This window comes from Pedobacter sp. GW460-11-11-14-TSB4 (genome assembly GCF_059423705.1).
Genome location: NZ_JBWKYI010000018.1, coordinates 84,502 through 110,203, shown reverse-complemented (window position 1 = coordinate 110,203; position 25,702 = coordinate 84,502). Strand labels below are relative to the sequence as shown.

Annotated in this window: 22 protein-coding genes; 21 read left to right on the top strand and 1 reads right to left on the bottom strand. The window is 38.0% G+C overall.

The window, feature by feature from the left end:
* Positions 1-327 precede the first annotated feature (327 nt).
* Genes AC07YT_RS17155 through AC07YT_RS17145 form a run of 3 tightly spaced genes read left to right on the top strand, consistent with a single transcriptional unit; the run spans position 328 to position 4,403 of the window.
* Entirely contained in the window at positions 328-696 is a 369-nt protein-coding gene (locus AC07YT_RS17155) for a BlaI/MecI/CopY family transcriptional regulator (RefSeq protein WP_086547904.1), read from the top strand.
* Entirely contained in the window at positions 693-2,246 is a 1,554-nt protein-coding gene (locus tag AC07YT_RS17150; protein ID WP_086547903.1) for an N-acetylmuramoyl-L-alanine amidase, read from the top strand. Before AC07YT_RS17155 ends, AC07YT_RS17150 begins: the two co-directional genes overlap by 4 nt.
* Positions 2,247-2,258: 12 nt before the next feature.
* Positions 2,259-4,403: a M56 family metallopeptidase gene (locus AC07YT_RS17145; RefSeq protein ID WP_494945430.1), complete on the top strand. Its 2,145-nt coding sequence runs from the start codon at positions 2,259-2,261 to the stop codon at positions 4,401-4,403.
* Between the two features lie 123 nt (positions 4,404-4,526).
* Here the strand turns inward: AC07YT_RS17145 and AC07YT_RS17140 are convergent, their stop codons facing one another.
* Entirely contained in the window at positions 4,527-5,657 is a 1,131-nt protein-coding gene (locus AC07YT_RS17140; RefSeq protein WP_086547901.1) for a BamA/TamA family outer membrane protein, read from the bottom strand.
* A 150-nt stretch (positions 5,658-5,807) separates the two neighbouring features.
* On the opposite strand from AC07YT_RS17140, the gene AC07YT_RS17135 reads away from it, so the two are divergent.
* The 18 genes from AC07YT_RS17135 to AC07YT_RS17050 all read left to right on the top strand — a co-directional run bounded on the left by AC07YT_RS17135 (position 5,808) and on the right by AC07YT_RS17050 (position 25,582).
* Positions 5,808-6,491, top strand: coding sequence for a carboxypeptidase-like regulatory domain-containing protein (locus tag AC07YT_RS17135; protein WP_494945429.1), 684 nt, complete (start codon positions 5,808-5,810; stop codon positions 6,489-6,491).
* Positions 6,492-6,538: 47 nt separating this feature from the next.
* On the top strand, positions 6,539-6,784 hold the full coding sequence (locus AC07YT_RS17130; protein ID WP_494945428.1) for a hypothetical protein: 246 nt from the start codon (positions 6,539-6,541) through the stop codon (positions 6,782-6,784).
* A gap of 1,071 nt (positions 6,785-7,855) precedes the next feature.
* Positions 7,856-8,836 carry a deoxyhypusine synthase family protein gene (locus tag AC07YT_RS17125; RefSeq protein WP_086547898.1) on the top strand — a complete coding sequence of 327 codons (981 nt, stop codon included), beginning with the start codon at positions 7,856-7,858 and terminating at the stop codon, positions 8,834-8,836.
* 255 nt (positions 8,837-9,091) lie between these two features.
* A complete protein-coding gene (locus AC07YT_RS17120; RefSeq protein WP_086547897.1) occupies positions 9,092-10,384 on the top strand; it encodes a c-type cytochrome in 1,293 nt (430 codons plus the stop codon).
* 48 nt (positions 10,385-10,432) lie between these two features.
* Positions 10,433-13,465: a TAT-variant-translocated molybdopterin oxidoreductase gene (locus tag AC07YT_RS17115; RefSeq protein WP_086547896.1), complete on the top strand. Its 3,033-nt coding sequence runs from the start codon at positions 10,433-10,435 to the stop codon at positions 13,463-13,465.
* A 26-nt stretch (positions 13,466-13,491) separates the two neighbouring features.
* Entirely contained in the window at positions 13,492-14,964 is a 1,473-nt protein-coding gene (gene nrfD / locus AC07YT_RS17110; protein ID WP_057931705.1) for an NrfD/PsrC family molybdoenzyme membrane anchor subunit, read from the top strand.
* 2 nt (positions 14,965-14,966) lie between these two features.
* Positions 14,967-15,503: a DUF3341 domain-containing protein gene (locus AC07YT_RS17105; RefSeq protein ID WP_029275887.1), complete on the top strand. Its 537-nt coding sequence runs from the start codon at positions 14,967-14,969 to the stop codon at positions 15,501-15,503.
* Positions 15,475-16,080, top strand: coding sequence for a c-type cytochrome (locus tag AC07YT_RS17100; protein WP_086547895.1), 606 nt, complete (start codon positions 15,475-15,477; stop codon positions 16,078-16,080). The genes AC07YT_RS17105 and AC07YT_RS17100 overlap by 29 nt, the downstream gene beginning before the upstream one ends.
* Positions 16,081-16,094: 14 nt before the next feature.
* Positions 16,095-17,318 carry a quinol:cytochrome C oxidoreductase gene (locus tag AC07YT_RS17095; protein ID WP_086547894.1) on the top strand — a complete coding sequence of 408 codons (1,224 nt, stop codon included), beginning with the start codon at positions 16,095-16,097 and terminating at the stop codon, positions 17,316-17,318.
* A 69-nt stretch (positions 17,319-17,387) separates the two neighbouring features.
* Complete coding sequence (locus AC07YT_RS17090; RefSeq protein ID WP_086547893.1) at positions 17,388-18,620, top strand: cytochrome c oxidase subunit II; 1,233 nt, start codon at positions 17,388-17,390, stop codon at positions 18,618-18,620.
* 23 nt (positions 18,621-18,643) lie between these two features.
* Entirely contained in the window at positions 18,644-20,524 is a 1,881-nt protein-coding gene (locus tag AC07YT_RS17085) for a cytochrome c oxidase subunit I (RefSeq protein ID WP_494945427.1), read from the top strand.
* Positions 20,525-20,606: 82 nt separating this feature from the next.
* On the top strand, positions 20,607-21,665 hold the full coding sequence (locus AC07YT_RS17080; RefSeq protein ID WP_086547891.1) for a COX15/CtaA family protein: 1,059 nt from the start codon (positions 20,607-20,609) through the stop codon (positions 21,663-21,665).
* Positions 21,666-21,677: 12 nt separating this feature from the next.
* Positions 21,678-22,586 (top strand): heme o synthase, encoded by a 909-nt coding sequence (gene cyoE, locus AC07YT_RS17075; RefSeq protein WP_086547890.1) that lies wholly within the window; start codon positions 21,678-21,680, stop codon positions 22,584-22,586.
* A 15-nt stretch (positions 22,587-22,601) separates the two neighbouring features.
* Positions 22,602-23,168: a cytochrome c oxidase subunit 3 gene (locus tag AC07YT_RS17070; RefSeq protein WP_086547889.1), complete on the top strand. Its 567-nt coding sequence runs from the start codon at positions 22,602-22,604 to the stop codon at positions 23,166-23,168.
* Positions 23,169-23,199: 31 nt separating this feature from the next.
* Positions 23,200-23,913, top strand: coding sequence for a cytochrome c oxidase subunit 3 (locus AC07YT_RS17065; RefSeq protein ID WP_086547888.1), 714 nt, complete (start codon positions 23,200-23,202; stop codon positions 23,911-23,913).
* 25 nt (positions 23,914-23,938) lie between these two features.
* Entirely contained in the window at positions 23,939-24,292 is a 354-nt protein-coding gene (locus tag AC07YT_RS17060) for a cytochrome C oxidase subunit IV family protein (protein ID WP_086547887.1), read from the top strand.
* Positions 24,292-24,987, top strand: coding sequence for an SCO family protein (locus tag AC07YT_RS17055; RefSeq protein WP_086547886.1), 696 nt, complete (start codon positions 24,292-24,294; stop codon positions 24,985-24,987). Before AC07YT_RS17060 ends, AC07YT_RS17055 begins: the two co-directional genes overlap by 1 nt.
* A gap of 52 nt (positions 24,988-25,039) precedes the next feature.
* Positions 25,040-25,582, top strand: a complete 543-nt coding sequence (locus AC07YT_RS17050) for a DUF420 domain-containing protein (protein ID WP_086547885.1) — start codon at positions 25,040-25,042, stop codon at positions 25,580-25,582.
* Positions 25,583-25,702: the final 120 nt, after the last annotated feature.

The window sequence follows — 25,702 nt, the reverse complement described above, 5'->3', positions numbered from 1 at the left end:
AGCAGAGGTCTGTTACAGGTTCTAGATCGTAAGTCTGGATCGCAGCATAGTTCACCTCTGCTTTTAAGGTTTCCTTTATCAAATTTAATTCTTTGATAATCTTTCTCAAACCTAAGGGACAGCAGCGGTAGCCCCGATTTTTTTATGAGGGCTATAGCGAATGGCGGGGCTACAGTTGCCAATCACTACAATCTTTTCGTTTGCTAATTAAAAGAAATTTGTATTTTATTTATCTGTAAATCAGTTAATTAATTTTTTAAACTGATTTTTCAGTAATACAACTTGTTTTTTAGTTGTAAAACTGAAAAGTAAGTTATAGATTTGGGTATGGAAGAATTAACTAAAGCAGAAGAGCGTATTATGCAGATTTTATGGAAACTGCAAAAAGCATTTGTGAAAGATATTATTGATGAGCTGGAAGAAGAACCTAAACCACCTTATAATACCATCTCATCAATTGTGAGGCTTTTAGAAAAGAAAGGTTATGTTAATTATAAGGCTTATGGAAAAACCTACGAATACTTTCCGTCGATTACCAAAGATGAATATGCCAAAACTACCTTTTCAAAATTATTTTCAGGTTATTTTGATAATTCTCCAACCAGTCTTTTATCTTTTATGGTAAAAGAAGAAAAACTAAGTGAAAAAGATATAGAAGAAATTAAAAAAATCATTAACCAGGATTCGAAGTCATGATTTTAATTTACTTATTAAAGGTTTCGGCCTGTACCGTAATCTTCTTTGCGGCCTATCAGTTCTTGCTGGCTAAACTCACGTTTTTTAACCTGAACCGTGCTTATTTATTAATGATGCTGGTATTGAGTTTTAGCATCCCGGCAGTGACCATCGAAAATCGCCACGAAGTAACAGTAGCCAGTCAGGAGATTCCCTCAAAAATAGCGTATAGTAATGATGGTTTTGTAGAGCAGGATTTTGCAGATGAAGGCAATGCTACTAACACTAACATAAACTGGAACCAGCTAGTGATGTATGGTTATTGTTTAATTCTGGCCGCCCTTGTTTTTAGAATGCTTTTGATGATGGTACGCATCCAGATTCAATTGCGCAAACATGCGATAGATAGAAATGGAGCTGTAATCTTGGTCGATGGTAAATCAACCATAAAAAACTGCTCTTTTTTTAACCAGATTATTGTCGACGACTCGTTACAGTTGGAAGAGAAGAACCTGGTGATTAAACACGAATCGATCCACGTAAAACAGTGGCATGCTTTCGATAAACTTTTAGTTAACCTCGTAACTGCAGTCCTCTGGTTTAACCCCATTATTTATTTTTGGCGGAATGCCATTGATCATAACCACGAATTTCTGGCCGACCGTGAAACTTCTAAAGTTGCAGATAAGAAGGTTTATGCTTCTTTACTTTTAAATCTGGCTATGCCAGCTAAAAAATTAGCCATTAATAGTTTTAGTAAACTTCCACTAAAAAATAGAATCATGATGTTGTACAAAGAACCAAACGCAAAGCTGCAAAAGCTTGTTTATTTAGGCATTATTCCGGTTTTAATGATTTGCTGCATGGCATTTATAAACCGCAAAGAAATTATTGTTGAGAAAACATTGGATGGGAAACAGGCCTCGGCAGATGCACCGATAAAGCCAAATGTTTATGCCATGAATTACTTAAACAGCACGATTAAGGTTAATCCAAACCCTGCTTTTAATGAAGTAGAACCTATATTGGTTATTGATGCCGGCCATGGTGGGAAAGATGGAGCTGTAAGCGCCCTGGATGGTCAAAAGGAAAAAGACCTGAATCTAAGGGCAGTAAAAATCATTAAAGAAGAAGCAGAAAAAAGAGGGATTAAAGTTGTATTGACGAGAACTTCTGATGAATTTATCTCACTTCGCGATCGTTTGCCTAAACAAGAGGCTATGGCATTTATTTCCATCCATCATAATGCAGCAGTTGCAAATGAAGCAGTGCCTTTCGGTGGTATTGAGGTTTATGTTTCTAAACTGAACAGCAATATTAAAACAGCGGAAGACCTGGGTGCCGGAATTTTAAGCAATTTAAAGCAGCTTAAAGGAATGGAAGTAAGAGATTCGTTAAAAAATGCAAACCTTTTATTACTCCGTGAATCTAAAGTGCCTGCAGTTTTAATCGAGCTTGGCAATATATCCAACAGTAAGACCCTTGATTACATTAATAAGGAGAAAAATATCCGAAAAATCAGCAATCTGATTTTAGATGGCTTTGTTGCCTTTTCGAAACGTGGTTGTTAATTAATGATAGCTATGGAATGGTTAACCTATCTGCTTAAAGTTACCGCCTGTACGGTACTGTTCTTCGGATTTTACCTGGTGGTTTTAAGAAAACTCACTTTCTTTAAGATCAATCGCTTTTATTTGCTGGCTACGCTGTTGCTGAGTTTTATTATTCCGGCTTTACATTTTGAAATTAAACGCGAAATAACAACGGTAGAAACTGAGGCCCCGGTTAATATACCTGAAATAAAACCTGCTGATGAGGCACCAGTGCAGCTTATTCAGCCCATTATGCTGAAGTACCAGCCAGAGGTAAGAACTCAAGTCGACTGGATGCTGCTGATGTATACTGTTTACGGTGCTACGGCTGCACTTTTATTGTTGGTTTGCCTATGGCGGCTGTTTGGTTTGCTTAAACACACCGGTAGTTACACCCAAAATTACGACGGATTAAAGCTAATAAGCAAAACACAAGGTTTTACCAACTGCTCCTTTTTTAACTATGTTTTTATAAATGATGAGGATTTAAGTGCTGCTGATCTATCAGTTTTGCTGAAACACGAGCAGGTTCATGCCAGGCAATACCATTCTATAGATAAGCTAGTGCTCATGGTTTTTAAAGCTGTTTTATGGTTTAACCCTGTGGTTTACCTATACGATAAAGCTTTAGAGCAGGTACATGAATATGAGGCAGATGAAGTCACCTCAACAGGTTATGGCAGTAGGGCATATGCCAATCTTTTACTAAAACTGGCCATAACCAAGAGCGAGATGCCATTGATCCACAATTTTGTTAAAAGCCCGATTAAGGACCGTATTAAAATGTTGTTTAACCAAAAATCAACGAACATGAAAAAGTTAGTGTATGTATTGGCATTGCCGATATTATTGGGACTGGTGTATAGTTTTACAGTAGCATATGTTGATGTTGCCCCTACGGTACAAACCGAGATTAAAACATTGCAAACCGATTCTTTACTTGGAAAACCGATAGAAGGCGTGGTGATTGAATTTGGTAAGAAAAGGAACCATAAAACATTTGGCTTAAAAACGGCAACTGGTACTTATTCAATAGAATATAACAATGTTAACAATAAACTTAAAATAGGCGACAAAATAGTTGTACTAATTAGCGCAAGTATATTGCCGCCTGCACCAATTGGAGAGCCCAACCGATTTAAAGATGTCGACATTACTTACGTGCCACAAACCATAAAGGATTTAAAGGGCAATTTGATTTACGAGTATAAACCTGAAAAATATGCTTTTCTGTATGAAGCCAATAAGGCCCGTTTTGCCACCTCTAAAATTAAGTCGATAAAAAAAGGTGCGAATAATAAACTTGAAAAAATTGTTTTAAATGATGGCCTTTTTACTATCAATTTAAATCTTACCGCTCAAAATATAAAAGATGACAATTTTAAAAGGGGCGATAAGGTACTGGTGAAATTTATTGGCGAAAAGTTGGTTTCAAAGAATACCTATACGACTGATAAGCTGATCATTTTGTATTCTGAGCCTAAAAAATATATAATTAAAAATGAGGCGCTCTATGACCGTTTTTATCATCAGGATGGGAAGCAAAAGATTGCTGTTTTGAAATCGAATGATTATGCTGCGTTAGTGCCAAAAATTATTTCTTTCAGGACGCTTCGTGGAGATGTTAAAGGAAATATATCTTATTTCTCATTTGCTGACTTAATAATCGGGAATAGTAAGTTGATCGCGGAAGAATTAATTTGGGATAAAGAAAAAGGTTTAATAACTGCAAAAAAGGCAAGATTAGATGATAAAATGGGGGATGGATTCATTTCTGCACAAATTGTTCTGGACCTTAATAAATCAAAATCAAAAGATTTTTCTTCTAGCGGAAATGCAAAATATCTAATTACTTACATTGAGGATGGTCCGGCAAAAGGGAGTTTACTAGGGACTATAAAATATGGCGCTATAGATTCAGTTAAAACATCTAAAGATCAAAAACTAATAAATCTGTATGGAAGGGCTAGAGTTTATAATGATGATTTAATGTTAGAAGCGGATAAAATTATTTTTAATAAGCAAAACGGTGATGCAAAAGCTATAAATGGCTCACTATTAACCAAGTCTCGTGCTGGCGTCAAAAGATTTGATAGTCTACATGTAAAGTTTGATATTCAAGATAAAAAGAACTGAAGATCTGTCTTTTAGGAAAAGTAATTGGAGCATTTGGAATTGTAGGTCCTTCACTGCGCCCAAAATGGCAAAAAGCAGAGTATATATTCCGTTATCCCTTTTCCATTATACATCTTACATCCTTTAAAACGCTTCTGCTAAACTGATATAAAATCCCGATTGGCGTTTTTCGTTTGGCAGTTTTTCGCCAATGCCGTAATCTACCCGCACACTTAAACCTTTTGCCGGATCGAAAAAGTAGCGCCCTCCAAGGCCAAAGTTTGGTTTTAATCCATCGGCATTAAACTGGCCGTTTGCAAATACCTTACCGGTACCCGCAAAAGCTACAATACCAAAACGGTTCATAAAACGGTAACGGATTTCGGCTTGTGTGGCCATCAGGTTTTCATCACGGTAGCGACCGCTGTAATAACCGCGCATCATTTGGTCGTTGCCTAACTGTTGTAAAAGGTAAAATGTCGTAGCTTTACTTTGTATGGTGTAAAAAATACCCTGTACCCCTAAAACTACTTTTGGCGCCAGACTGAAGAAACCGCGAAGATCTAGCTTCATCTGTGAGCCGGTAAAACTATCGCCACCAAAAAAATCGGGTGCATACTGGTAGGTTGCCCTGCCAAAAAAACCCTTTGTTGGGTAATTGTTGCTGTTACGTGTGTCGTAACTCTGCGATGCACCTATCCACGCTACTGAGCCTCCATCTTTATCTAAAATTTGTGGATTCGTTGTATAAATGCCACCAATTTCCTTATCTATAAAGCGGTAATTCTCGAAACCCAATGATACTCCTGTATATGCTTTGGGTAAAGTGTTCATCTCGGCATCGAACAGCGTTTTAAAAACCCGTTGGTCTAATTTATCTTCATCTGCTTTTTGTGCCTTATTGCCAATGCCGTAAAAATTGAAAGGCTGATTTTTAAAACGGACATCGCCGATAAAATGGTATTTATTCCCTTTGGTCCAGGAATCGCCCTTAAGCATAAAATTGGCAGTTTTTTTTGTAGAATAGGTCGTGTTCAAAGCGAAATTCGAACTCCTGTTCAAAGTATCTTTTCTATCGACATAAAAGGAGTAAATCGCGCCAAGCCCAAATTCAAAACCGGTTTCCTGACTATAGCCGAAGGCGGGTAAAGGTAAAAAGCTGGCTTTGCGGGTGGTATCTTTTTCGTTCGAGAGCATCTTTTTAATCAATTTCATCTGCGCCATACCAGGCAGCGTAATTGTTAAAAGGAAAAAGAAAATGTAGATTCTTTTCATGGCGCAAAGAAAAGGAATTTTAAATTATGGTTTAACAATTGTCTGATTAAATTAATTTTATAAATTGAAAACAAAAGTAAAACGCTCTAAATAACGATGTATAAATTCGCGCTCCTAGTATTGGTATTCTGTTTTGGCAATTTTGTGACTATGGCTCAGAATAATTTTGCCATTAGTGGGGTAATTAAAGCTAAGGATGGAAAACCCATTGAGGCTGCTACTGTGTTTATAGCCGATTCGAAAAGTATTACCTTAACGGATGAGAAAGGAGCGTATTTTATTGGTGGATTGGCGAGTGGTAATTACGAATTAGTCGTAAAAATGATTGGTTATGTTTCTGAGAAAAGAAATATGAGCATTAATGGCAAATCGTTGGTGCTGGATATAAAATTAGCAGATGCAGTTGTAGAATTAAATAGTGTAACCATAAAATTTGACAAGAAAAGAGAAGAATATTTAAGGATATTTAGAGATGCCTTTTTAGGAACGTCGCCAAATGCAGCCAGTTGTGAAATAGAGAATACAGATGTTTTAAAGTTTAAATCTAAAACTGATTATTTAAATGCCACATCCAGCGATTTTTTAATCATTACAAATCATATGCTTGGTTATCGGATAAAATATCTGCTAAAGGACTTTACTTTTACCAGGGCTAGCCGTTTGACCAGTTTTGATGGTGATTGTGTTTTTGAAGAACTAACAGGTAATCAGGAGGAGCGAAGCGAGTGGATGGAGAACCGGAAAGTTGCTTACTTTGGTTCTTTTATGCATTATTTAAGAACTGTGTTTGCAAACAATGCAGAGCAAAATGGTTTTTTACCTATGCCGCTATAAATGAAACGGGACCGATGAAAATAAGTACTCAACCTACAAATCCCAGTATGTTTACGAGTGTAGTAGATAGTAATTTTATAAAACTTGAACTCCCCAGATCGGTGTATGTGTTGTATAATCATAAAATTGCTACGCGTTTGGATTATAATGCTGGATCACTTTTACGCCCTTACCTTAAGCATACACTGGTTGATAGCAAAGGTAGTTATGTAGATTATAAAAGTTTTTACGTGCGTGATTTTTGGGGCGGCAAAAGAATAGGGGATAGGTTGCCATTTGAATACCAGCCTTAATAATAGGTAAATGAGATTAGCTTAATTTCCACGAAAGATCCTGAAACAAGTTCAGGATGACGAAGCACGAGGGGAATTGGTTAACTGTTAATTAATAACTGTCAATTGCCAACTATTTCCATGAAAGATCCTGAAACAAGTTCAGGATGACGAATCGCGGTGTGAATTGGTTAATTGTTAATTGCCAACTATTTCCATAAAAGATCCTGAAACAAGTTCAGGATGACGAAGCACGAGAGGAATTGGTTAACTGTTAATTAATAACTGTCAATTGCCAACTATTTCCATGAAAGATCTTGAAACAAGTTCAGGATAACGAATCGCGGGGCAATCAGTTAATTGTTTATTGATAACTGTTAATTGCCAACTATTTCCATTAAAGATCCTGAAACAAGTTCAGGATGACGAACCACGAGGGGGAATCGGATAATTGTTTATTGATAACTGTTAATTGCCAACTATTTCAATAAAAGATCCTGAAACAAGTTCAGGATGACGAACCATGAGGGGAATCGGTTAACTGTTTATTGATAACTGTTAATTGCAAACTGTACTATTTCTGCTGCCCGTTGACACCTAAACCGGATTGAAGGGGAAAGCCCACAGGCGAGGTACGAGCCGAGGACTTTTACCGAAAAGCCGGACTGACGTTAAAAGGATTGCTGCAATTGCTTTTCAAATAAAGGATACTAGCTTAATTTTCATAGAGATCCTGAAACAAGTTCAGGATGACGAACCACGAGGGGAGAATTGGTTAATTGTTTATTGATAACCATTAATTGCCAACTATTTCCATTAAAGATCCTGAAACAAGTTCAGGATGACGAATCGGGGAGGGAATCAGTTAATTGTTTATTGATAACTGTTAATTGCAAACTATTTCCATTAAAGATCCTGAAACAAGTTTAGGATGACGAACCGGGAGGGAATGATCAGATAATTTTATGTAAGTTAATTGGCGCCATGCCCTAATCGCCATGCGCCAAACGCGATGCTCCAAGCGCTAAACGCTTTTACGTTTTAACCTTTCGGCCTAAATACCTATTTTTGCGGCAAACAATACAAAACGAAATGAGCAATACAAGAGGACCAATATCTCAGTTTATGGAGCGTAATTACCTCCATTTTAATGCTGCGGCAATGATGGATGCGGCTAAAGGATACGAAACGCATTTAGACGAAGGTGGTAAAATGATGATCACACTTGCTGGTGCAATGAGTACTGCAGAATTGGGAATTTCACTTGCAGAGATGATTCGCCAGGATAAAGTGGCGATTATTTCTTGTACGGGTGCGAACCTTGAAGAAGATATTATGAACCTGGTAGCACATTCACATTATAAACGTGTACCAAACTACCGCGATTTAAGTCCGCAGGACGAGTGGGATCTTTTAGAGAACCATTACAACCGTGTTACCGATACCTGTATCCCGGAAGAAGAGGCTTTCCGTCGTTTACAGAAACACATTCATAAAATATGGAAAGATGCAGATACGGCCGGTGAAAGATATTTTCCGCATGAGTTCATGTACAAAATGCTTTTAAGTGGCGATTTAGAGCAATATTATGAAATAGACCCTAAAAACTCGTGGATGCTTGCTGCGGCAGAAAAGAATTTGCCAATTGTAGTACCGGGATGGGAAGATTCTACTATGGGTAACATTTTTGCCTCATATGTGATGAAAGGTGAATTGAAAGCAACTACAATGAAAAGCGGTATTGAATATATGGGCTGGTTAGCCGACTGGTATATTGCAAACAGTGGTGGCAAAGGAATTGGTTTCTTCCAGATTGGTGGTGGTATAGCCGGCGATTTTCCTATTTGTGTAGTGCCAATGCTTTATCAGGATATGGAAATGGAAAATATTCCTTTCTGGAGTTATTTCTGCCAGATCTCGGATTCGACTACTTCTTATGGCTCATATTCTGGTGCTGTACCGAACGAAAAGATTACCTGGGGTAAATTAGATATTCACACCCCTAAGTTTATTGTAGAAAGTGATGCAACAATTGTAGCACCATTAATGTTTGCCTGGATATTAAAACAATAATCAGAAAAAATAAATAAACCAAATTGGTTTCTAGTATGCCCATTCGAGATAACATATCGAAAATGGGCATTTTTATTGCCTGAATGGCCTGAAACGACATTTGTTTAGAATGATTATAAATTGTATTTCCAGTCACTATTATGTCATGGGATTTATTAATAAGTTATACTTTTGTTCAAGTTTTGGTGGGGCTACCCCTAGTTCAGCATCAATTTCACAACAAAAAGTAAATTAAATAAGTATAAAGTGTTCATTATGAGAGATATCTCGATGATTTTAAAAAGCGTTTGGAAGTCGTTATTCGTATTTTCAGCAATTTCCGTAATAGCGGTTTCTACCGTAAGTGCGCAGGATGCTAAAGAGGGAAGAGCGCTTTTCAAAGCAAAATGTTCTTCGTGCCATGCGTTAGATGCTAAATTGGTTGGTCCGGCCTTAACTGGTGTAAGCGATCGTCATGATGAAGCATGGCTTTTGAAATGGATCCCTAACAGTGCTGCATTAATCGCTTCTGGCGATGCTGCTGCTGTTAAAGTTTTTAATGAGAACAATAAGGTGGCGATGACTTCTTTTCCTGAATTGGATGAGACTAAAATCAAAGACATCTTACAATACATTAAAGAAGGTGAGCCAAAAGCAGCTACTCCAGCAGGTGGTGTTGCAGTAAAAGACGAATCTACTTCAGGTTTATCAATTGCAGGTATCGTTGCTATCGTAGTATTGGCAATTGTGATTTTAGTAATCTTAGGTCGTGCTTCTAAATTGTTAGAGCGCCTGATTTTACAAAAACAAGGTATCGAGATTGAGGAAGATGTGCCATTAAAGGTTGGTGTGCGCAAGATGTTCAAAAACAAGAAATTTGTGATGTTCTTTATCTTGTGTTTAATCATCTGTTTAGGTTCGTTCGGTTGGATGGGCATGTGGAATACGGGTGTTCATACCGGTTACCAGCCAGTACAGCCAATTAAATTCTCTCACGAGTTGCACGCGGGTATCAATCAGATCGATTGTCAGTATTGCCACAACGGTGCATTTAAATCTAAAAATGCAACTATCCCATCATTAAACGTTTGTATGAACTGCCACAAAGCGGTTCAGGCAAGAGATAAATATGATGGTGAGATTTCTCCTGAGATCAAAAAAATCTATAATGCTTTAGGTTACGATCCTGAAACACAGAAATACGATGAAAGTAAAGCTAAACCAATGGAGTGGGTACGTGTACACAACCTTCCTGATTTTGCTTACTTCAATCACTCTCAACACGTAGTTGTTGCAGAAGATGCAATCCGTAAAGCAAAAGGATTACAACCAACAGAACCTGTATGTTTCGCTTGTCACGGTCCGGTTAATACCATGGAAGAAATTTATCAATATTCTCCATTAACCATGAAATGGTGTATTAACTGCCATAAGGAAACAGATATTTCTGGTCAGAAAAATAATGCTTTCTACGCTAAGGTTATCGAAGCGCACGAAAAGATTAAAAAAGGCGAGAAAATTACACCAGCGTTATTGGGTGGTTTAGAGTGTGGTAAATGCCACTATTAATAGATAGAGTTTAGTAAGAACGTTCGAATAAACAGTAATATAGCTTAAATGGAAAGCAACAAAAAATACTGGAAAGGCTTAGAGGAGTATAACAATACACCCGATTTTGTTAAGAATAACAAAAACGAATTCGCCGAGCCACTTCCAATAGAAGATGTTTTAAATGAAGCAGGGTTAAGTACCGTTACCCCACGCCGCGACTTTTTAAAGGCGTTAGGTTTTGGTTTAGGTGCAGTAACTTTGGCAGCCTGTCAAACTGCCCCTGTTCATAAATCTATTCCTTACCTGGTAAAACCTGAAGAGGTTACTCCGGGTATTCCTAACTATTATACTTCGAGCTTTAATGGCCAGAGTATTTTAGTTAAAACAAGAGAGGGACGCCCGATTAAAATTGAACCAAATCCAAATGCGGGTCAATTTAACTGTGGTACAGATGCGAGAGCCCAAGCTTCGGTTTTAGATTTATATGATGTATCTAAACTAAAAGCACCAGCTTTAGTAAAAGACGGAAAAGTGGAAGAAACCACCTGGGCAAAAATCGACAGCTTTGTAAAAGGCGAGTTGGCAAAAGCACAGGCAGGTGGAAAGAAAATCCGTATTGTATCATCAACAGTAAACAGCCCATCAACTAATGCGGTTATTGCACAGTTTATTGCAAAATATCCTGCTGCTAAATTGGTTCAGTACGATGCGGTTTCTTATACTGGTATTATCCAGGCCAACCAAAACAGTTTTGGTAAAGCCGTTTTACCAAAATACAACTTTGATAAAGCCGATTTAATTGTAAGTTTCAGTGCCGATTTCTTAGGTACCTGGATTAGCGGAGAAGAGTTTACCGCTCAATATACCGCTAACCGTAACTACAAATCGTTAGAAAATAAAAAAATGAGCCGCCACATTCAGTTCGAAAGTGGAATGAGCTTAACAGGTACCAATGCAGATACCCGTGTTCCGGTTAAATTATCGGAAGAAGGACCTGCTTTAATTGCTTTATACAATGCCATTACCGGTAGCGCTTTACCTGGTGGAACATTAGGTAATAACACCACTGCCGATAAAGTAATTAAACTGGTAGCGAAAGAATTGGTACAAGCTAAAGGTAAAGGCCTTGTAGTTTGTGGTTCGAACGATGTTTCTACGCAGATTTTAGTAAATGCCATTAACGCCGCTATCGGAAGTTATGGCACTACGATCGATTTAGATAACCCTTGTTATTTATATGCAGGTAACGATGCCGAATTTAATGGCTTAGTTGCTGAAATGAGCCGTGGCGAAGTTGGTGCTGTTTTATTCTTAAACAGTAACCCGGTTTACGATGCAGCAAATGCAAAAGCGTTTACTGATGCATTGGCTAAGGTTCCGGCTAAAATTTCATTCTCTGATCGTGCTGATGAAACTGCAACTGCTTGTGATGCCATTGCAATTAACCATAACTATTTAGAATCGTGGGGTGATGCAAATGCTTACGAAGGATATTATTCTATCGTTCAGCCAACCATCAACCCGGTTTTCAATAGCCGCCAGGCTGAAGAGAGTTTATTAACCTGGGCTGATGCTCCGGTTAAAGATTACTATCAGTTTGTACGCAGCAACTGGGAAGCTAAAATGTTACCAGCTGTTGGTTTGAAATGGGAAGAAGTTTTAGAAAAAGGAGTGGTTACGGCAACAGCAAAAACTGCCGGAGCTTATTCATTCACACAATCTTTAGCGCAAGTTGCTACTTCAATTGTTAGCAGCAGCAAAGCTTTAGATAAAGATATTCAGTTACAGGTTTACGAAAACATCCCGATGCGTGATGGTAAAAATGCAAACAATGCATTCTTACAGGAATTACCTGATCCGGTTTCTAAAGTAACCTGGGATAACTATGTTGCCCTTGCACCAAAATTTGCTGAGAAATTAAAGGTTAAAGAATTTGATGTGGTAACGGTGAAAGCCAGCAACGGATATTCAGTAGACCTTCCGGTATTGATTCAGCCAGGACAAGCACAACAAACTGCATCTATTGCATTAGGTTATGGCCGTACCAAAGTGGGTAAAGCCGGTAACGATGTGGGTAAAAATGCTTTCCCTTTTGTTTCTTTTATAAATGGAACCTTCCAATATGCCACTACAGTAACCATTACCCCAACAGGCGGTTACTATGAGTTAGCTCAAACACAAACTCACCACTCTTTCGAAGGTCGTGCAGTGATTAAAGAAGCTACTTTTAAAGAGTACTTAAAAAATCCTGGTGCGGGCAACGAAAAAGGCGAGCATAAAGATTACGATCTTTGGGATCAATACGAAAAACCAGGTAACAACTGGGTTATGGCAATCGATTTGAATGCCTGTACAGGTTGTGGTTCTTGTATTGTTGCTTGTAACGTTGAAAATAACATTCCTGTTGTAGGCCGTGATGAGGTTCGCCGTCGTCGTGAAATGCACTGGATCCGTATCGATCGTTATTACAGCTACGAAACTAAAGACGGTGACGTAACCAGAGAAAAAGAAATTGCTAAGTTAGAAGACTTAGATCACGTTTCTGTGGTTCACCAGCCAATGTTATGTCAGCACTGTGATCACGCACCTTGCGAAACCGTTTGTCCGGTATTGGCAACGGTACACTCAAGTGATGGTTTAAACCACATGGCTTATAACCGTTGCGTAGGTACACGTTACTGTGCAAATAACTGTCCGTACAAAGTACGTCGTTTCAACTGGTTTAACTACTGGAACGATTCACGTTTCGATAACTATTTAAATAACGAGTTTACCCAATTAGTTTTAAACCCTGATGTAACTACACGTTCGAGAGGGGTAATGGAAAAATGCTCTATGTGTATTCAACGTATACAAGGTGGCAAATTACAAGCTAAACTGGAGAAACGTCCATTAAAAGATGGCGATATTAAAATGGCTTGTCAGGAAGCTTGTTCAGCAAATGCGATTGTATTTGGTGATGCAAACGATCCAAATTCAGAGGTTTCAAAAGCATTACGTTCTGAGCGTATTTACTACGTATTGGAAGAGATCAATGTGAAACCGGGTATCGGCTACATGACAAAAATTAGAAATACAGATACAACAGTACAAGCGTAAGCTTTAGTATAAAGAAAATACAAATTATGTCAGGACATAACGAATCAATACTTAGAGAACCATTAATTACCGGAGATAACATCACGTATGCAAAAATTACGGATGATATTTTAAGCCCGGTAGAGAACAAGCCGAACAAGGCTTGGTGGATTGGTTTCATCGTTGCCTCATTAGGTGCTTTACTTTGGGTAGTAGCAGTAAGCTACACTTTCTGGAATGGTATCGGTGCATGGGGTTTAAATAAAACAGTTGGTTGGGCTTGGGATATCACCGGTTTCGTATGGTGGGTAGGTATCGGTCACGCTGGAACACTAATTTCAGCAGTACTATTACTCTTCCGTCAGAACTGGCGTAACTCCATCAACCGTTCGGCAGAGGCGATGACCATTTTCGCCGTAATCTGTGCCGCAACTTACGTTGTATCGCACATGGGCCGTCCTTGGTTAGCTTATTGGGTTTTACCTTTACCGAATCAGTTCGGATCACTTTGGGTAAACTTTAACTCACCATTGGTGTGGGATATGTTTGCGATCTCGACTTACTTCTCTGTATCATTATTATTCTGGTACACAGGTTTATTACCAGATATCGCTACCATCCGCGACCGTGCAGTGGGTACACGTAGAAAAATCTATTCTATCTTCTCTTTTGGATGGAGTGGAAGTGTTAAAACCTGGCAACGTTTCGAAGCGGTGTCTTTAATCTTAGCAGGTATCTCTACACCACTTGTACTTTCGGTACACACCATTGTATCAATGGACTTTGCAACATCGGTAATTCCGGGATGGCACACCACCATCTTCCCTCCATACTTCGTGGCAGGGGCGATCTTCTCAGGATTTGCGATGGTATTAACCTTATTATTGGTTGCACGTAAAGTATTGGGCTTAGAAAACTACATCACCATGTTCCACATCGAGTCGATGAATAAAATCATCATCTTAACCGGATCAATCGTAGGTGTGGCTTATTTAACTGAGTTCTTCATCGCATGGTATTCAGGTTCGGAATACGAGCAGTATGCATTTATCAACAGGTCTACTGGTCCTTACTGGTGGTCGTACTGGATGATGATGACCTGTAACGTAATCTCTCCGCAGTTGTTATGGTTCAAAAAGATCCGTTTAAGCATTAAAGCGACCTGGATTTTATCAATCGTAGTAAACGTGGGTATGTGGTTCGAGCGTTTCGTAATTATCGTTACTTCATTACACCGTGATTATATTCCGTCAAGTTGGGCAATGTTTTATCCAACATGGGTTGATATCAGTGTATTCGTAGGTTCAATCGGTTTGTTCTTTACTTTATTCTTATTATTCTTAAGAGTATTGCCATCAATCGCTATAGCAGAGGTTAAATTATTATTAAAAACTGCAAGTGAGCAAGCTAAAATGAAACAGATTAAAGAAGGGCATGAGAATAAAGAATACGTTGCAGAATACGTAGAGTCTTTAGAGAAATTTGATAGTGTTAAACAAGAAGATTACGCAAAAATATAACAATGAGTGATATCAAATATATTTTAGGCAGCTTTGGCGATCCTGACGAAATGATGCACGGCATCGAAAAGCTTCAGGAAAATAACATCAGCATTCATGATGTATATACACCGATGCCTATACACGGAATAGAAGCCAAATTAGGAATTAAAAGATCTAGAATCGATATCGCAGCATTTTGCTTTGGTATTACCGGTACTTGCTGTGCGTTCGCTTTGATTTATTTCTGCGCAGTAATCGATTGGAGAGTAAACATAGGTGGTAAACCATCATTCGCATTGCCGGATTTTATTCCGATAATGTTCGAGCTTACAGTATTATTCTGTGCTTTCGGTATGGTGTTAACTTATTATGCATCTACTCACTTATTCCCAGGAAGAGCACCAAGAGTGATGGATTTACGTGCTACTGATGATCGTTTTGTTATTGCAGTTGATGCAAAAGACAATGTGGAACATACTGTAATTGATGGATTATTAAAAGATGCAGGTGCTTTAGAAATAAAGTATAATGAAAGAAAGTACATTAGCTATGAATAAGAATAAATTTGTTTACACGGCGTTTTTAGCTATCGCTTTTGCAGCTACCTTTTCTGCTTGTAAAGATAAACGCAGTACTGGCTTAGAATATGCCAGAAACATGTATGATCCGATTGCTTACAATCCGGATCAGCCAAACAAAAATTTTAAAGATGGTAAAACAGCCCAGTTGCCACCTGCACATACTAAACCAGTAGGTTTTACTGAATATGATGAGTATCCTAATACAAAAGAAGGATACGAAGCAGCAGGTGTGAGCATGGTTAACCCTTTACCAGTAGATACTGTTAATTTAGCTCAGGGTAAACATTTATTTACCGTTTTCTGTAGCCCTTGCCATGGTGAAAAAGGCGATGGACAAGGACACTTAGTTAAAATTGAGAAATTTAGTGGTGTACCTGCTTATCAAACAGGCGCATCATCTAGAGGTGGTAATATGGTTGATCTTACCGCAGGTAAAATTTACCACACCATTACTTACGGTGTAAATAACATGGGCTCGCATGCTTCGCAAATCTCACCAACAGATCGTTGGAAAGTGGTGATGTATGTTCAACAATTACAAAAAGGACAATAGTAAAGCAAATATAAATGGGAACTCACAATATTAATTTTAGTGAACAGTTTGAGTTTACAGGTAAAGTAAAAACATTAAGCATCGTTGGTATCGTTATCGGTATTGCAGCTGTATTGTTCGGTTTCTTAGCCGGCGATAAAGTAATGCACGAGCGTACTTTTGCTAACCTGTTGCTTATGGCATATTACTTTGCATGCGTTTGTATGTCGGGTACATTTTTCCTGGCTGTTCAATATGTAGCTCAGGCAGGTTGGTCTGCATCAATTTTACGTGTACCGCAGGCTATGGCAAAAACATTGCCTATTGCAGCTGTAATACTGGTTGTCGTAATTTCGGCAGGTTTGTACACACACAACTTATACCACCACTGGCATGCAGATGGATTAACGGATCCAAACAGTGCTAATTATGATTCTATCATTGCTGGTAAATCGGTATTCTTAAATGTACCTTTTTTCTTAGGTCGCCAGGTGGTGTTCTTAGGTATCTATAGTATATTTTCGATCATGTTTGTTAAGTTTTCTTATAATGAAGATTTAGCAGGTGGTTTAAATTCTTACAGAAAAAGCTTTAAAAATGCTTGTATCTTTCTGGTAATTTACGGTTTTACAACACCGATTTTTGCTTTCGATACGGTAATGTCATTAGAAGCACACTGGTTCTCAACCATGTTCGGCTGGTATAACTTCGCCGCTATGTGGGTAAGCAGTTTAGCTACTATCGCCATTATTCTTATCTTATTAAGAAGAGCGGGTTATATGCAATGGGTTAACAATAGTCACTTGCATAATTTAGGTCAGTTTATTTTCGGTTTCTCTATCTTCTGGACTTATGTATGGTTTGCTCAGTTCTTATTGATCTACTATGCAAACATGCCTGAAGAGACTGTATATTTCTACAAACGCTTTGAGTATTACAAGTTCTGGTTTTTCTTAAACCTGGCCATGAACTTCTTAGCGCCAGTATTATTATTAATGGATAGAGATAACAAAAGAACAGATGCGAAATTATTATTCGTTTCTATCGTGGTACTTTTAGGTCACTGGGTAGATTACTACCAAATGATTATGCCAGGAGCGGTAGAAGAAGGACATAATGGTTTCGGTATCATTGAAATTGGTACTGCAATTGGTTTCGTAGGATTGTTTACCTTTACGGTTTTAACATCATTAAGCAAGAAACCTTTAATTGCAAAGAATCACCCATTATTACAAGAAAGTTTGCATCATCAATTGTAGTGGTGATAAGATAAAGCAAATATTTAATTATTATTATAATTAGCAGTACAGCGTACTACTTTTAAGAAAATGAGTTTAAGAAAGTTTATAACGAATAAAACGACCGCAGCTTTAGCAGTATTGATTACTGTTTTTGCAAACACTAGCGTATTTGCGCAAGATGCAGCAGCAGGTGCTGCCGCGGCACCGAAGGTTGATATGGGCGAGGTTTATAAATCGGTAATATTTTATATTCTGGTTTTCCTTGCCGTATGCTTATTCATTGCAATTATTGGTAAAGCCATAAAAGTATATGAATTAAGCCGCGAAGCACAAGGTAAACCTGTTGGTATTAACTGGAACAGGGTACACGCAAGTTTATTTGCGCTGTTTTTAGTGATCGGTTTATATGGTGTATATTGGGAATATACAGTACATGGGGCAATGTTACTTCCTGATGCGGCATCTGAGCACGGAAAGAAAATTGATGAAATGTTTAATTTAACATTAATCATTACCACTATTGTATTTGTAGTTACACACATCTTATTATTCGGATTTTCTTACATCTATAAATACTCAGCTAAAAGAAAAGCTTACTACTACCCACACAATAATACCATCGAAAAAATCTGGACAATCGTTCCGGCTTTAGTATTAACCGTTTTGGTATTAATGGGTTTCTTAACCTGGAGATCTATTTTCTTCAAAGTTGAAGATCCAAATAACAAACCATTACAGATCGAAGTTACTTCTGAGCAGTTTAAATGGTCTATCCGTTATCCTGGAGCTGATGGAATAGTAGGTAACAAAAATTATAAGCTAACTACTGCTACTAACGCGTTGGGTATCGATTTTAAAGATATCAACTCCCGCGATGATGAAATGGCTGATGAGATGGTGCTTCCTGTGGGCAAACCAGTTAAACTGATTTTAACCAGTAAAGACGTAATTCACAGTTTTTATATGCCACACTTCAGAGTACAGTTAAATACCGTACCGGGTATGAGAACGATATTTGAGTTTACGCCTACAAAAACAACTGCAGAAATGCAGCAAGAAACCAACGATCCTAACTTTAAGTACCTTTTCCTATGTGCTAAAATTTGTGGATCAGGTCACTACAACATGCAAAAAGTGGTACGTGTAGTTTCTGAGGCTGAATACAAAACCTGGATTGCAGAACAGAAAACATACTTAAACGACGATTTAAGAAAACAATTTAATTTGCCAGTGGCACCTGCACCTGTTAAATCAGTAGCAGATTCAGCAGCTAAAGATTCAGCAGCTGTGAAAACTAACCAAATGGCTTTAAATAAATAATATTAAGCAGGAGCGAACGAATTATGTCAACAATAGCATTACACGACGAACACAATCACGATCACGCTGATCATGGGCATCATAAAGAGACTTTGATTTCAAAGTACATCTTTAGTATGGATCATAAAATGATTGCTAAGCAGTTTTTAATTACCGGTATTATTATGGCGGTAATAGCAATGGGCTTATCCATTTTATTCCGTATTCAATTGGCATGGCCAGATCAAAACTTCCCTTTCTTAGAAACATTTTTAGGTAAATGGGCTGAAGGTGGTCGTATTAAGTCCGACTTTTATCTGGCTTTGGTAACCATTCACGGTACCATCATGGTATTCTTTGTACTAACTGCCGGATTGAGTGGTACATTTAGTAACTTACTTATTCCGCTTCAACTTGGAGCAAGAGATATGGCTTCGCCATTTTTAAACATGCTTTCATACTGGTTCTTCTTTATGGCCTGTGTGATCATGATGTCATCATTCTTTATTCAAACAGGTCCTGCATCTGGTGGTTGGACAGTTTATCCGCCATTATCGGTTGTTGCTAAAGCAATGCCGGGTTCTGGTTTAGGTATGACTTTATGGTTAATCAGTATGGTACTTTTCGTGGCATCATCTTTAATGGGTGGTATTAACTATGTAAGTACAATCTTAAACATGCGTACTAAAGGTATGGACCTTTGGAAAATGCCATTAACCATCTGGGCTTTCTTCTTAACCGCTATTTTAGGTATCTTATCATTCCCTGTTCTTGTAGCCGGGGTAGTGTTAATGGTATTCGACCGTAGTTTCGGAACAAGTTTCTACCTGTCTGATATCGTAATGGGTACCGATATTTTACCAAATGAAGGTGGTTCTCCAATTTTATGGCAACACTTATTCTGGTTCTTAGGTCACCCTGAGGTATATATCGTAATTATGCCGGCTTTAGGTATTTCATCTGAAGTAATCTCGGTAAACTCACGTAAACCAATCTTTGGTTACCATGCAATGGTTTACTCGTTAATTGGTATTACTGTATTGTCATTCATCGTATGGGGTCACCATATGTTTGTAACCGGTATGAACCCATTATTGGGTGGTGTGTTTATGATTACCACGTTGATCATTGCAGTACCATCGGCAGTAAAAACATTCAACTACTTAGCTACATTATGGCGTGGTAACATCCGTTTTACACCGGCAATGTTATTTGCTATTGGTTTAGTTTCGTTTTTTATCTCTGGTGGTTTAACCGGTATCTTCTTAGGAAATGCTTCATTAGATATTAACTTACACGATACTTATTTTGTTGTTGCCCACTTCCACCTGGTAATGGGATCTGCAGCAATCTTTGGTATGCTTGCAGGTGTGTATCACTGGTTCCCTAAAATGTTCGGTAAAATGATGAATGCCAAATTAGGATATTTACACTTCTGGTTAACTTTCATTGCAGCTTACCTGGTATTCTTCCCACTTCACTTCTTAGGTTTAGATGGTGTACCTCGTCGTTACTATGCATTTACCGAGTTTGAATTTATGAAGAAATGGTTAACTGTTAACGTATTTGTAACATGGGCAGCTATTATGGCAGCACTGGCTCAGGTAGCGTTTTTGTTTAACTTCTTCTACTCTATCTTTAAAGGAAAAGTATCTCCTCAAAACCCTTGGGAATCTAATACATTAGAGTGGACTGCTCCGGTAGAACACTTACATGGTAACTGGCCAGGAGAAATTCCTACGGTTTACAGATGGCCATATGATTATAGTAAACCAGGACATGATGCAGATTTTATTCCTCAAACTGTTCCTTTCTCTCAAACCATGAGCTCTAACTTGCCTCACGATTTTGAAGGAAATGCAGAAGCAGAAAAAATACAGCAAGATTGGGAATTAGCTAACCCTGTTGCAGAAAACAAGGGCTAGTTTAAGCTTCAAATAAAATTTTAAAAGGGGTATCTGATTAAGTTTCTGCTTATCCGGATACCCTTTTCATCTTAATAGATATATGGTCAGCAGATCAGAACAACGTTTCATTAGCATTAATCTTATAACCATTATAGTTACGCTATTGGTTATACTTGCCGGAGGTATTGTACGCAGTACCGGATCGGGCATGGGCTGTCCGGATTGGCCAAAATGTTTCGATCGTTATATTCCGCCAACTGATGTATCGCAACTACCTGCCAACTATAAAGAAAAGTATGTAGCAGGTAGGTTAAAGAAGAATGAGAAATTTGCCAAATATCTGGAAAGCATGGGCAAAGTAGCCTTAGCTGATAGTATCAGGCATGATAAGAGTATAACGATACCAGAGGAGTTTAACCCAACTAAAACTTGGACAGAATACTTAAACAGATTGGCAGGGGTAGCTGCAGGGATATTCCTGTTTTTAACAGTGGTTTATTCTTTTACCTACCGCAAAACTGCTAAACGTATTATTGTACTCAGTATCCTGAATCTTTTTGTGGTTGGATACCAGGGCTGGTTAGGTTCGATAGTGGTTTCTACCAATCTGACACAATGGGTGGTAACCGTGCACATGTTACTGGCATTGGTTATTTTGGCGATATCTATTTATACCTACAATTACGCGAAGCAATTGAATAAAGCGCCTTCTGTAATTATGTACCGCATAGCCTGGTTAAAAGGATTTTTGTTCTTTACCCTGGTCATTAGTATCGTTCAGATTGTTTTAGGAACCGAGGTTAGAGAGGCCGTAGATGTGATTGCAAAATCGCTCTCTTATGGAAGCAAAAATACCTGGATTTCGAAGGTAGGTGAAGTATTTTCCTATCACCGCGATTTAGCTATTCTGGTGGTAATTGCCAATGCTGTAGTGTATAAAATGGTGATCGACCGTTTTAGTGGTAAGGCTGCCCCGCTGTTAACGGCAAGGTTTATGTTAATCACGCTTCTCGTACAGTTATTAAGTGGTTTTGCATTAGCATATATAGCTTTCCCACCGGCAGCGCAGGCATTGCATATTTTATTCTCTACGCTGTTATTTAGTTTACAGTTTTACCTGTACTTATTGGTTTACCGAACAAGTACATATAAACAATAATATTTAAGAAAATTGAAGCAATATCTTTCAGATTTTTCTAAGCTTATCAAATTCAGGCTATCGTTTACGGTGGTGTTTTCGGCATCGATCTCTTTTTTGATCGGACAGAAAATGCAGGTGGGTAGAGGCCATATCCCTAGTATTGATTGGGGCAACTGGTTGATACTGATTGCTGGTGGTTTTTTAGTTACCGCTGCTGCAAACTGCTTTAACGAAATTATTGAGAAGGACCTCGATAAATTAATGTCGAGAACTAAAGACCGCCCTATGCCTGCGGGTAGAATGACTACCGGACAAGGATTGATTTTAGGGGTTTTCATGGCCTTTTTAGGGACCTGGTTACTCGGTAAATTAAACCTGGAAACAGGCCTGCTTTCTGTATTTTCAATCCTGTTATATGCTTTTGCTTATACACCGTTGAAAAGAAAATCGCCAATTGCTGTTTTCGTGGGTGCCATTCCAGGCGCTTTACCTCCGCTTATTGGGTATTTAGCCGCATTTGGTAGTTTAAAAGCCGAAATGTTTCATGAAATTGATTATTACATTGCTGGCATTTTGTTTTTAATTCAGTTTGTATGGCAGTTTCCACATTTCTGGGCAATTGCCTGGGTTTTGGACGATGATTATAAGAAAGCTGGTTTTAGGTTATTACCAACCAAGAAAAGAGACAAAACTTCAGCATTGCTGACCTTTTTAAGCACACTGGTTTTAATTCCGGTAAGTTTGTTGCCAACCATTTATGGGTTTGGCGGTTATTACATTGCAGGTTTATCTTTAATTGCCGGGCTCATATTTAGCTGGTTAGCTTTTAAACTTTTAATGAACAGGGAATTGGCTGATGCCAAGAAAGTAATGTTCTGTTCGTTTTTTTACATCCCGGCAGTACAGCTGGGCTTATTATTAAATTTTATAGCAAAATAATTTATGGTGCTAACAATGGAAAAGATGCAGGATACGTTTGACCCTAAACCAAGGAAATTTATTGTTTGGTTATTTGTCGTATCATCAACGATTATGTTTGGTGGTTTTACCAGTTATTACCTGGTATTTGCTGCTTCGAAGGGTAAGGGGCATGGTTTAGTTTTACCTGATGCTTTTATTTACTCAAGTTTGGTAATTATTGCCAGCAGTATCACTTTGGTGCTTGCCTCAAAAGCTTTAAAGAAACTAAACTTTAGCTTACAGCGCAATATGCTGTGGATTACGGTAATATTAGCCATCGCTTTTGGTGTAATGCAGTTTAATGCATGGGGAAGCATGGTTAGAACCGGAGCAACCCTGGTAGGAAATAATGCCGCCATATCATTTATATATGTGGTATCGGGCATGCACTTATTACACATTATTGCAGGTGTTGGCCTTATTATTAATGCTTTAGCAGGAAGTTATAAAAGCCTTCCTATTGCCAAAGTCCAGTACAGAATGGAAATTGCTTCTATTTTTTGGCATTTTATAGATATATTATGGATATATCTGTATGTTTTTTTACTTTTGAACCGTTAAATTTGTTAACAAACTATTATACTATTTCCAAATGAATGCAGTATCACAATTAGATCAAGTTAAAACCGGACCATGGAATGGTGGTCGTTCTCCGTGGTCGGTAGAATATGGTAAAATCATGATGTGGTTTTTCCTTTTGTCAGATGCTTTTACCTTTTCATCTTTATTGATCTACTACGGCGCTCAGCGTTTTTCTAAATTAACATGGCCAGCTCCAGATAAGGTTTTCCAATCTATCCCAGGTATTGCAGAACATGGCGCTCCATTAGTTTTCGTAGGTATCATGACCTTTATCCTGATCATGAGTTCGGTAACCATGGTTTTAGCTGTAGAGGCAGGTCACAGACGTTCTAAAAAAGAAGTTATCGGCTGGATGATTGCAACCATCATTGGTGGTTTCATGTTCTTAGGCTGTCAGGCAATTGAGTGGACTCACTTACACCACGATGGTTTCTGGTGGGGACATATTCCTTCTGCAGAAGAATTAAAACACTTCTTCCTTAAACCAGAAGATGTATCACTTGTGGCTTCACAACAGTTTGCAAACTTATTTTTTACCATTACCGGTTTCCACGGTTTCCACGTATTTAGTGGGGTAATCATTAACATCATCATCTTAATCATGACGATTAATGGAACTTTCGAGAAGAGAGGACATTATTTAATGGTGGAGAAAGTGGGTTTATACTGGCACTTTGTTGATTTAGTTTGGGTGTTCGTATTTACATTCTTCTATTTGGTTTAATTTATCATATTATAAAAATATTTTTATGTCAGAGCACGCACATAGTACAGAAGGCCACGGCCACGAAGAACATGCAGGTTTATCAAAAGGTAAAATCTGGAAAGTTTTTGGTATCCTTTTATTAATTACAGTTATCGAGTTTATTATCGCGTTGGTTTTTATTCCCAAAGGATATATGACCCAGCACATTGGTAATTACATTTATATTGCATTAACGCTGTTAAAAGCATTTTATATTGTAGCTTATTTTATGCACTTAAAATATGAAAAGCTTGGCTTACAACTATCATTAACGGTTTCATTCATTTTCATTATTTACTTTATTGTTTTAATGCTAATAGAAGGTGGGTTTTTAAACATCCACATGATGAACCATTAATGAAAAGAAGTCCTATAAAAAAGGTAATAATCCTGGTAAGCATTTTAGCTATACCGGGATTTTTGTTTTTTTACTTATTGCCACAGTTTGCCAAGAACAGGTATAAGAGCTTACCCATTTTTGGTGAGAAGGTTGTTGCATCAACCTTTCACAGTGTAAAAGGGAAAAAAATACCAGATACCATTTACCATCTTGTTCCTGATTTTAAACTCGTAAACCAGCATAATGATACGGTTACCTGGAAGTCGCTAGAGAATAAGATTGTGGTGTTGAATATGTTTTATACCAGCGCAAACAATCAGGGAACGAGTAAGTACATTAAAGAATTAGCTGATGGTTATGCGCAGAAACCTTTGGTTAAATTTTTAAGCTTGTCTGTCGATCCGCTGGATGGAACCAGGATAAAAGATTTTGCTGAGCAGTTTAAAGCGAAGGCTGGAAAATGGGATTTTCTGGTTGGCGATACCATTCAAACCTATCCACTCATTAGAAAGGGTTTATTACTCGACGTAATTGCGGATGAAACGAAAGAGAAAACCAATTTTATTTTTAGTAATAAAATTGTACTTATCGATAACCTGCACCGTATACGCGGTATTTATGAGGCCGACGATGCGGGCGCAAATGCCAGGTTAGAAGATGAAATTAAAGTACTTATCGCTGAGTATTTAAGGAACGTTAAAGACGGCAGGTAGTTAGTCTGAAGTCGATACAAAAAATAATAATATAAAAGAGATTTAAAAACTCATGGAAAATAGTCCGATCGAGAAAAAATATAGCAAGTGGATCATTATTCTTTCCATTTTTATACCCGTAGCTGTAGCCTTTTTATTCGTAGTGAAGTTAAAGGATCTGGGAATTGATGCGCCAGCTTTACCTTTCTTACCACCAATTTACGCTACCATTAACGGGATAACAGCTGTACTGCTGGTTGTTGCAGTATGGGCGATAAAAAATGGTAAAATACAATTACACCAAAACCTGATGAAAACCGCTATTGGCTGTTCGCTATTATTTTTGGTCATGTATATCGCCTATCATATGACTACGCCATCGACCAAATTTGGAGGCGAGGGCGCTATTAAGTATGTATACTTCTTTATCTTGTTAACGCATATCCTATTGTCGATAGCCATTATTCCTTTGGTATTGGTTACTTATGTAAGGGCCTTAGCGGAGCGTTTCGATCGTCATAGAAAAATCGCCAGGATTACTTATCCACTATGGCTTTATGTAGCCATAACAGGTGTAGTGGTTTACCTGATGATTTCACCATATTATCAATATTAGCGTTTTTCGCTTTTAAAAAAAGACTGAAGCCTTACCTAACAAGTAAGGCTTTTTTAGTTAATGTGATTTAAAGCGGTACATGATATTTGTTTTAACCCAAATTTTTTTTCACTTTTATGT

What these genes read in the sequence shown, in the direction of transcription:
- AC07YT_RS17155 (WP_086547904.1), top strand. Translation starts at nt 328, where the DNA reads ATGGAAGAATTAACTAAAGCAGAAGAGCGTATTATGCAGATTTTATGG.
- AC07YT_RS17150 (WP_086547903.1), top strand. Translation starts at nt 693, where the DNA reads ATGATTTTAATTTACTTATTAAAGGTTTCGGCCTGTACCGTAATCTTC.
- AC07YT_RS17145 (WP_494945430.1), top strand. Translation starts at nt 2,259, where the DNA reads ATGGAATGGTTAACCTATCTGCTTAAAGTTACCGCCTGTACGGTACTG.
- AC07YT_RS17140 (WP_086547901.1), bottom strand. Translation starts at nt 5,657, where the DNA reads ATGAAAAGAATCTACATTTTCTTTTTCCTTTTAACAATTACGCTGCCT.
- AC07YT_RS17135 (WP_494945429.1), top strand. Translation starts at nt 5,808, where the DNA reads ATGGCTCAGAATAATTTTGCCATTAGTGGGGTAATTAAAGCTAAGGAT.
- AC07YT_RS17130 (WP_494945428.1), top strand. Translation starts at nt 6,539, where the DNA reads ATGTTTACGAGTGTAGTAGATAGTAATTTTATAAAACTTGAACTCCCC.
- AC07YT_RS17125 (WP_086547898.1), top strand. Translation starts at nt 7,856, where the DNA reads ATGAGCAATACAAGAGGACCAATATCTCAGTTTATGGAGCGTAATTAC.
- AC07YT_RS17120 (WP_086547897.1), top strand. Translation starts at nt 9,092, where the DNA reads ATGAGAGATATCTCGATGATTTTAAAAAGCGTTTGGAAGTCGTTATTC.
- AC07YT_RS17115 (WP_086547896.1), top strand. Translation starts at nt 10,433, where the DNA reads ATGGAAAGCAACAAAAAATACTGGAAAGGCTTAGAGGAGTATAACAAT.
- nrfD (WP_057931705.1), top strand. Translation starts at nt 13,492, where the DNA reads ATGTCAGGACATAACGAATCAATACTTAGAGAACCATTAATTACCGGA.
- AC07YT_RS17105 (WP_029275887.1), top strand. Translation starts at nt 14,967, where the DNA reads ATGAGTGATATCAAATATATTTTAGGCAGCTTTGGCGATCCTGACGAA.
- AC07YT_RS17100 (WP_086547895.1), top strand. Translation starts at nt 15,475, where the DNA reads ATGAAAGAAAGTACATTAGCTATGAATAAGAATAAATTTGTTTACACG.
- AC07YT_RS17095 (WP_086547894.1), top strand. Translation starts at nt 16,095, where the DNA reads ATGGGAACTCACAATATTAATTTTAGTGAACAGTTTGAGTTTACAGGT.
- AC07YT_RS17090 (WP_086547893.1), top strand. Translation starts at nt 17,388, where the DNA reads ATGAGTTTAAGAAAGTTTATAACGAATAAAACGACCGCAGCTTTAGCA.
- AC07YT_RS17085 (WP_494945427.1), top strand. Translation starts at nt 18,644, where the DNA reads ATGTCAACAATAGCATTACACGACGAACACAATCACGATCACGCTGAT.
- AC07YT_RS17080 (WP_086547891.1), top strand. Translation starts at nt 20,607, where the DNA reads ATGGTCAGCAGATCAGAACAACGTTTCATTAGCATTAATCTTATAACC.
- AC07YT_RS17070 (WP_086547889.1), top strand. Translation starts at nt 22,602, where the DNA reads ATGGAAAAGATGCAGGATACGTTTGACCCTAAACCAAGGAAATTTATT.
- AC07YT_RS17065 (WP_086547888.1), top strand. Translation starts at nt 23,200, where the DNA reads ATGAATGCAGTATCACAATTAGATCAAGTTAAAACCGGACCATGGAAT.
- AC07YT_RS17060 (WP_086547887.1), top strand. Translation starts at nt 23,939, where the DNA reads ATGTCAGAGCACGCACATAGTACAGAAGGCCACGGCCACGAAGAACAT.
- AC07YT_RS17055 (WP_086547886.1), top strand. Translation starts at nt 24,292, where the DNA reads ATGAAAAGAAGTCCTATAAAAAAGGTAATAATCCTGGTAAGCATTTTA.
- AC07YT_RS17050 (WP_086547885.1), top strand. Translation starts at nt 25,040, where the DNA reads ATGGAAAATAGTCCGATCGAGAAAAAATATAGCAAGTGGATCATTATT.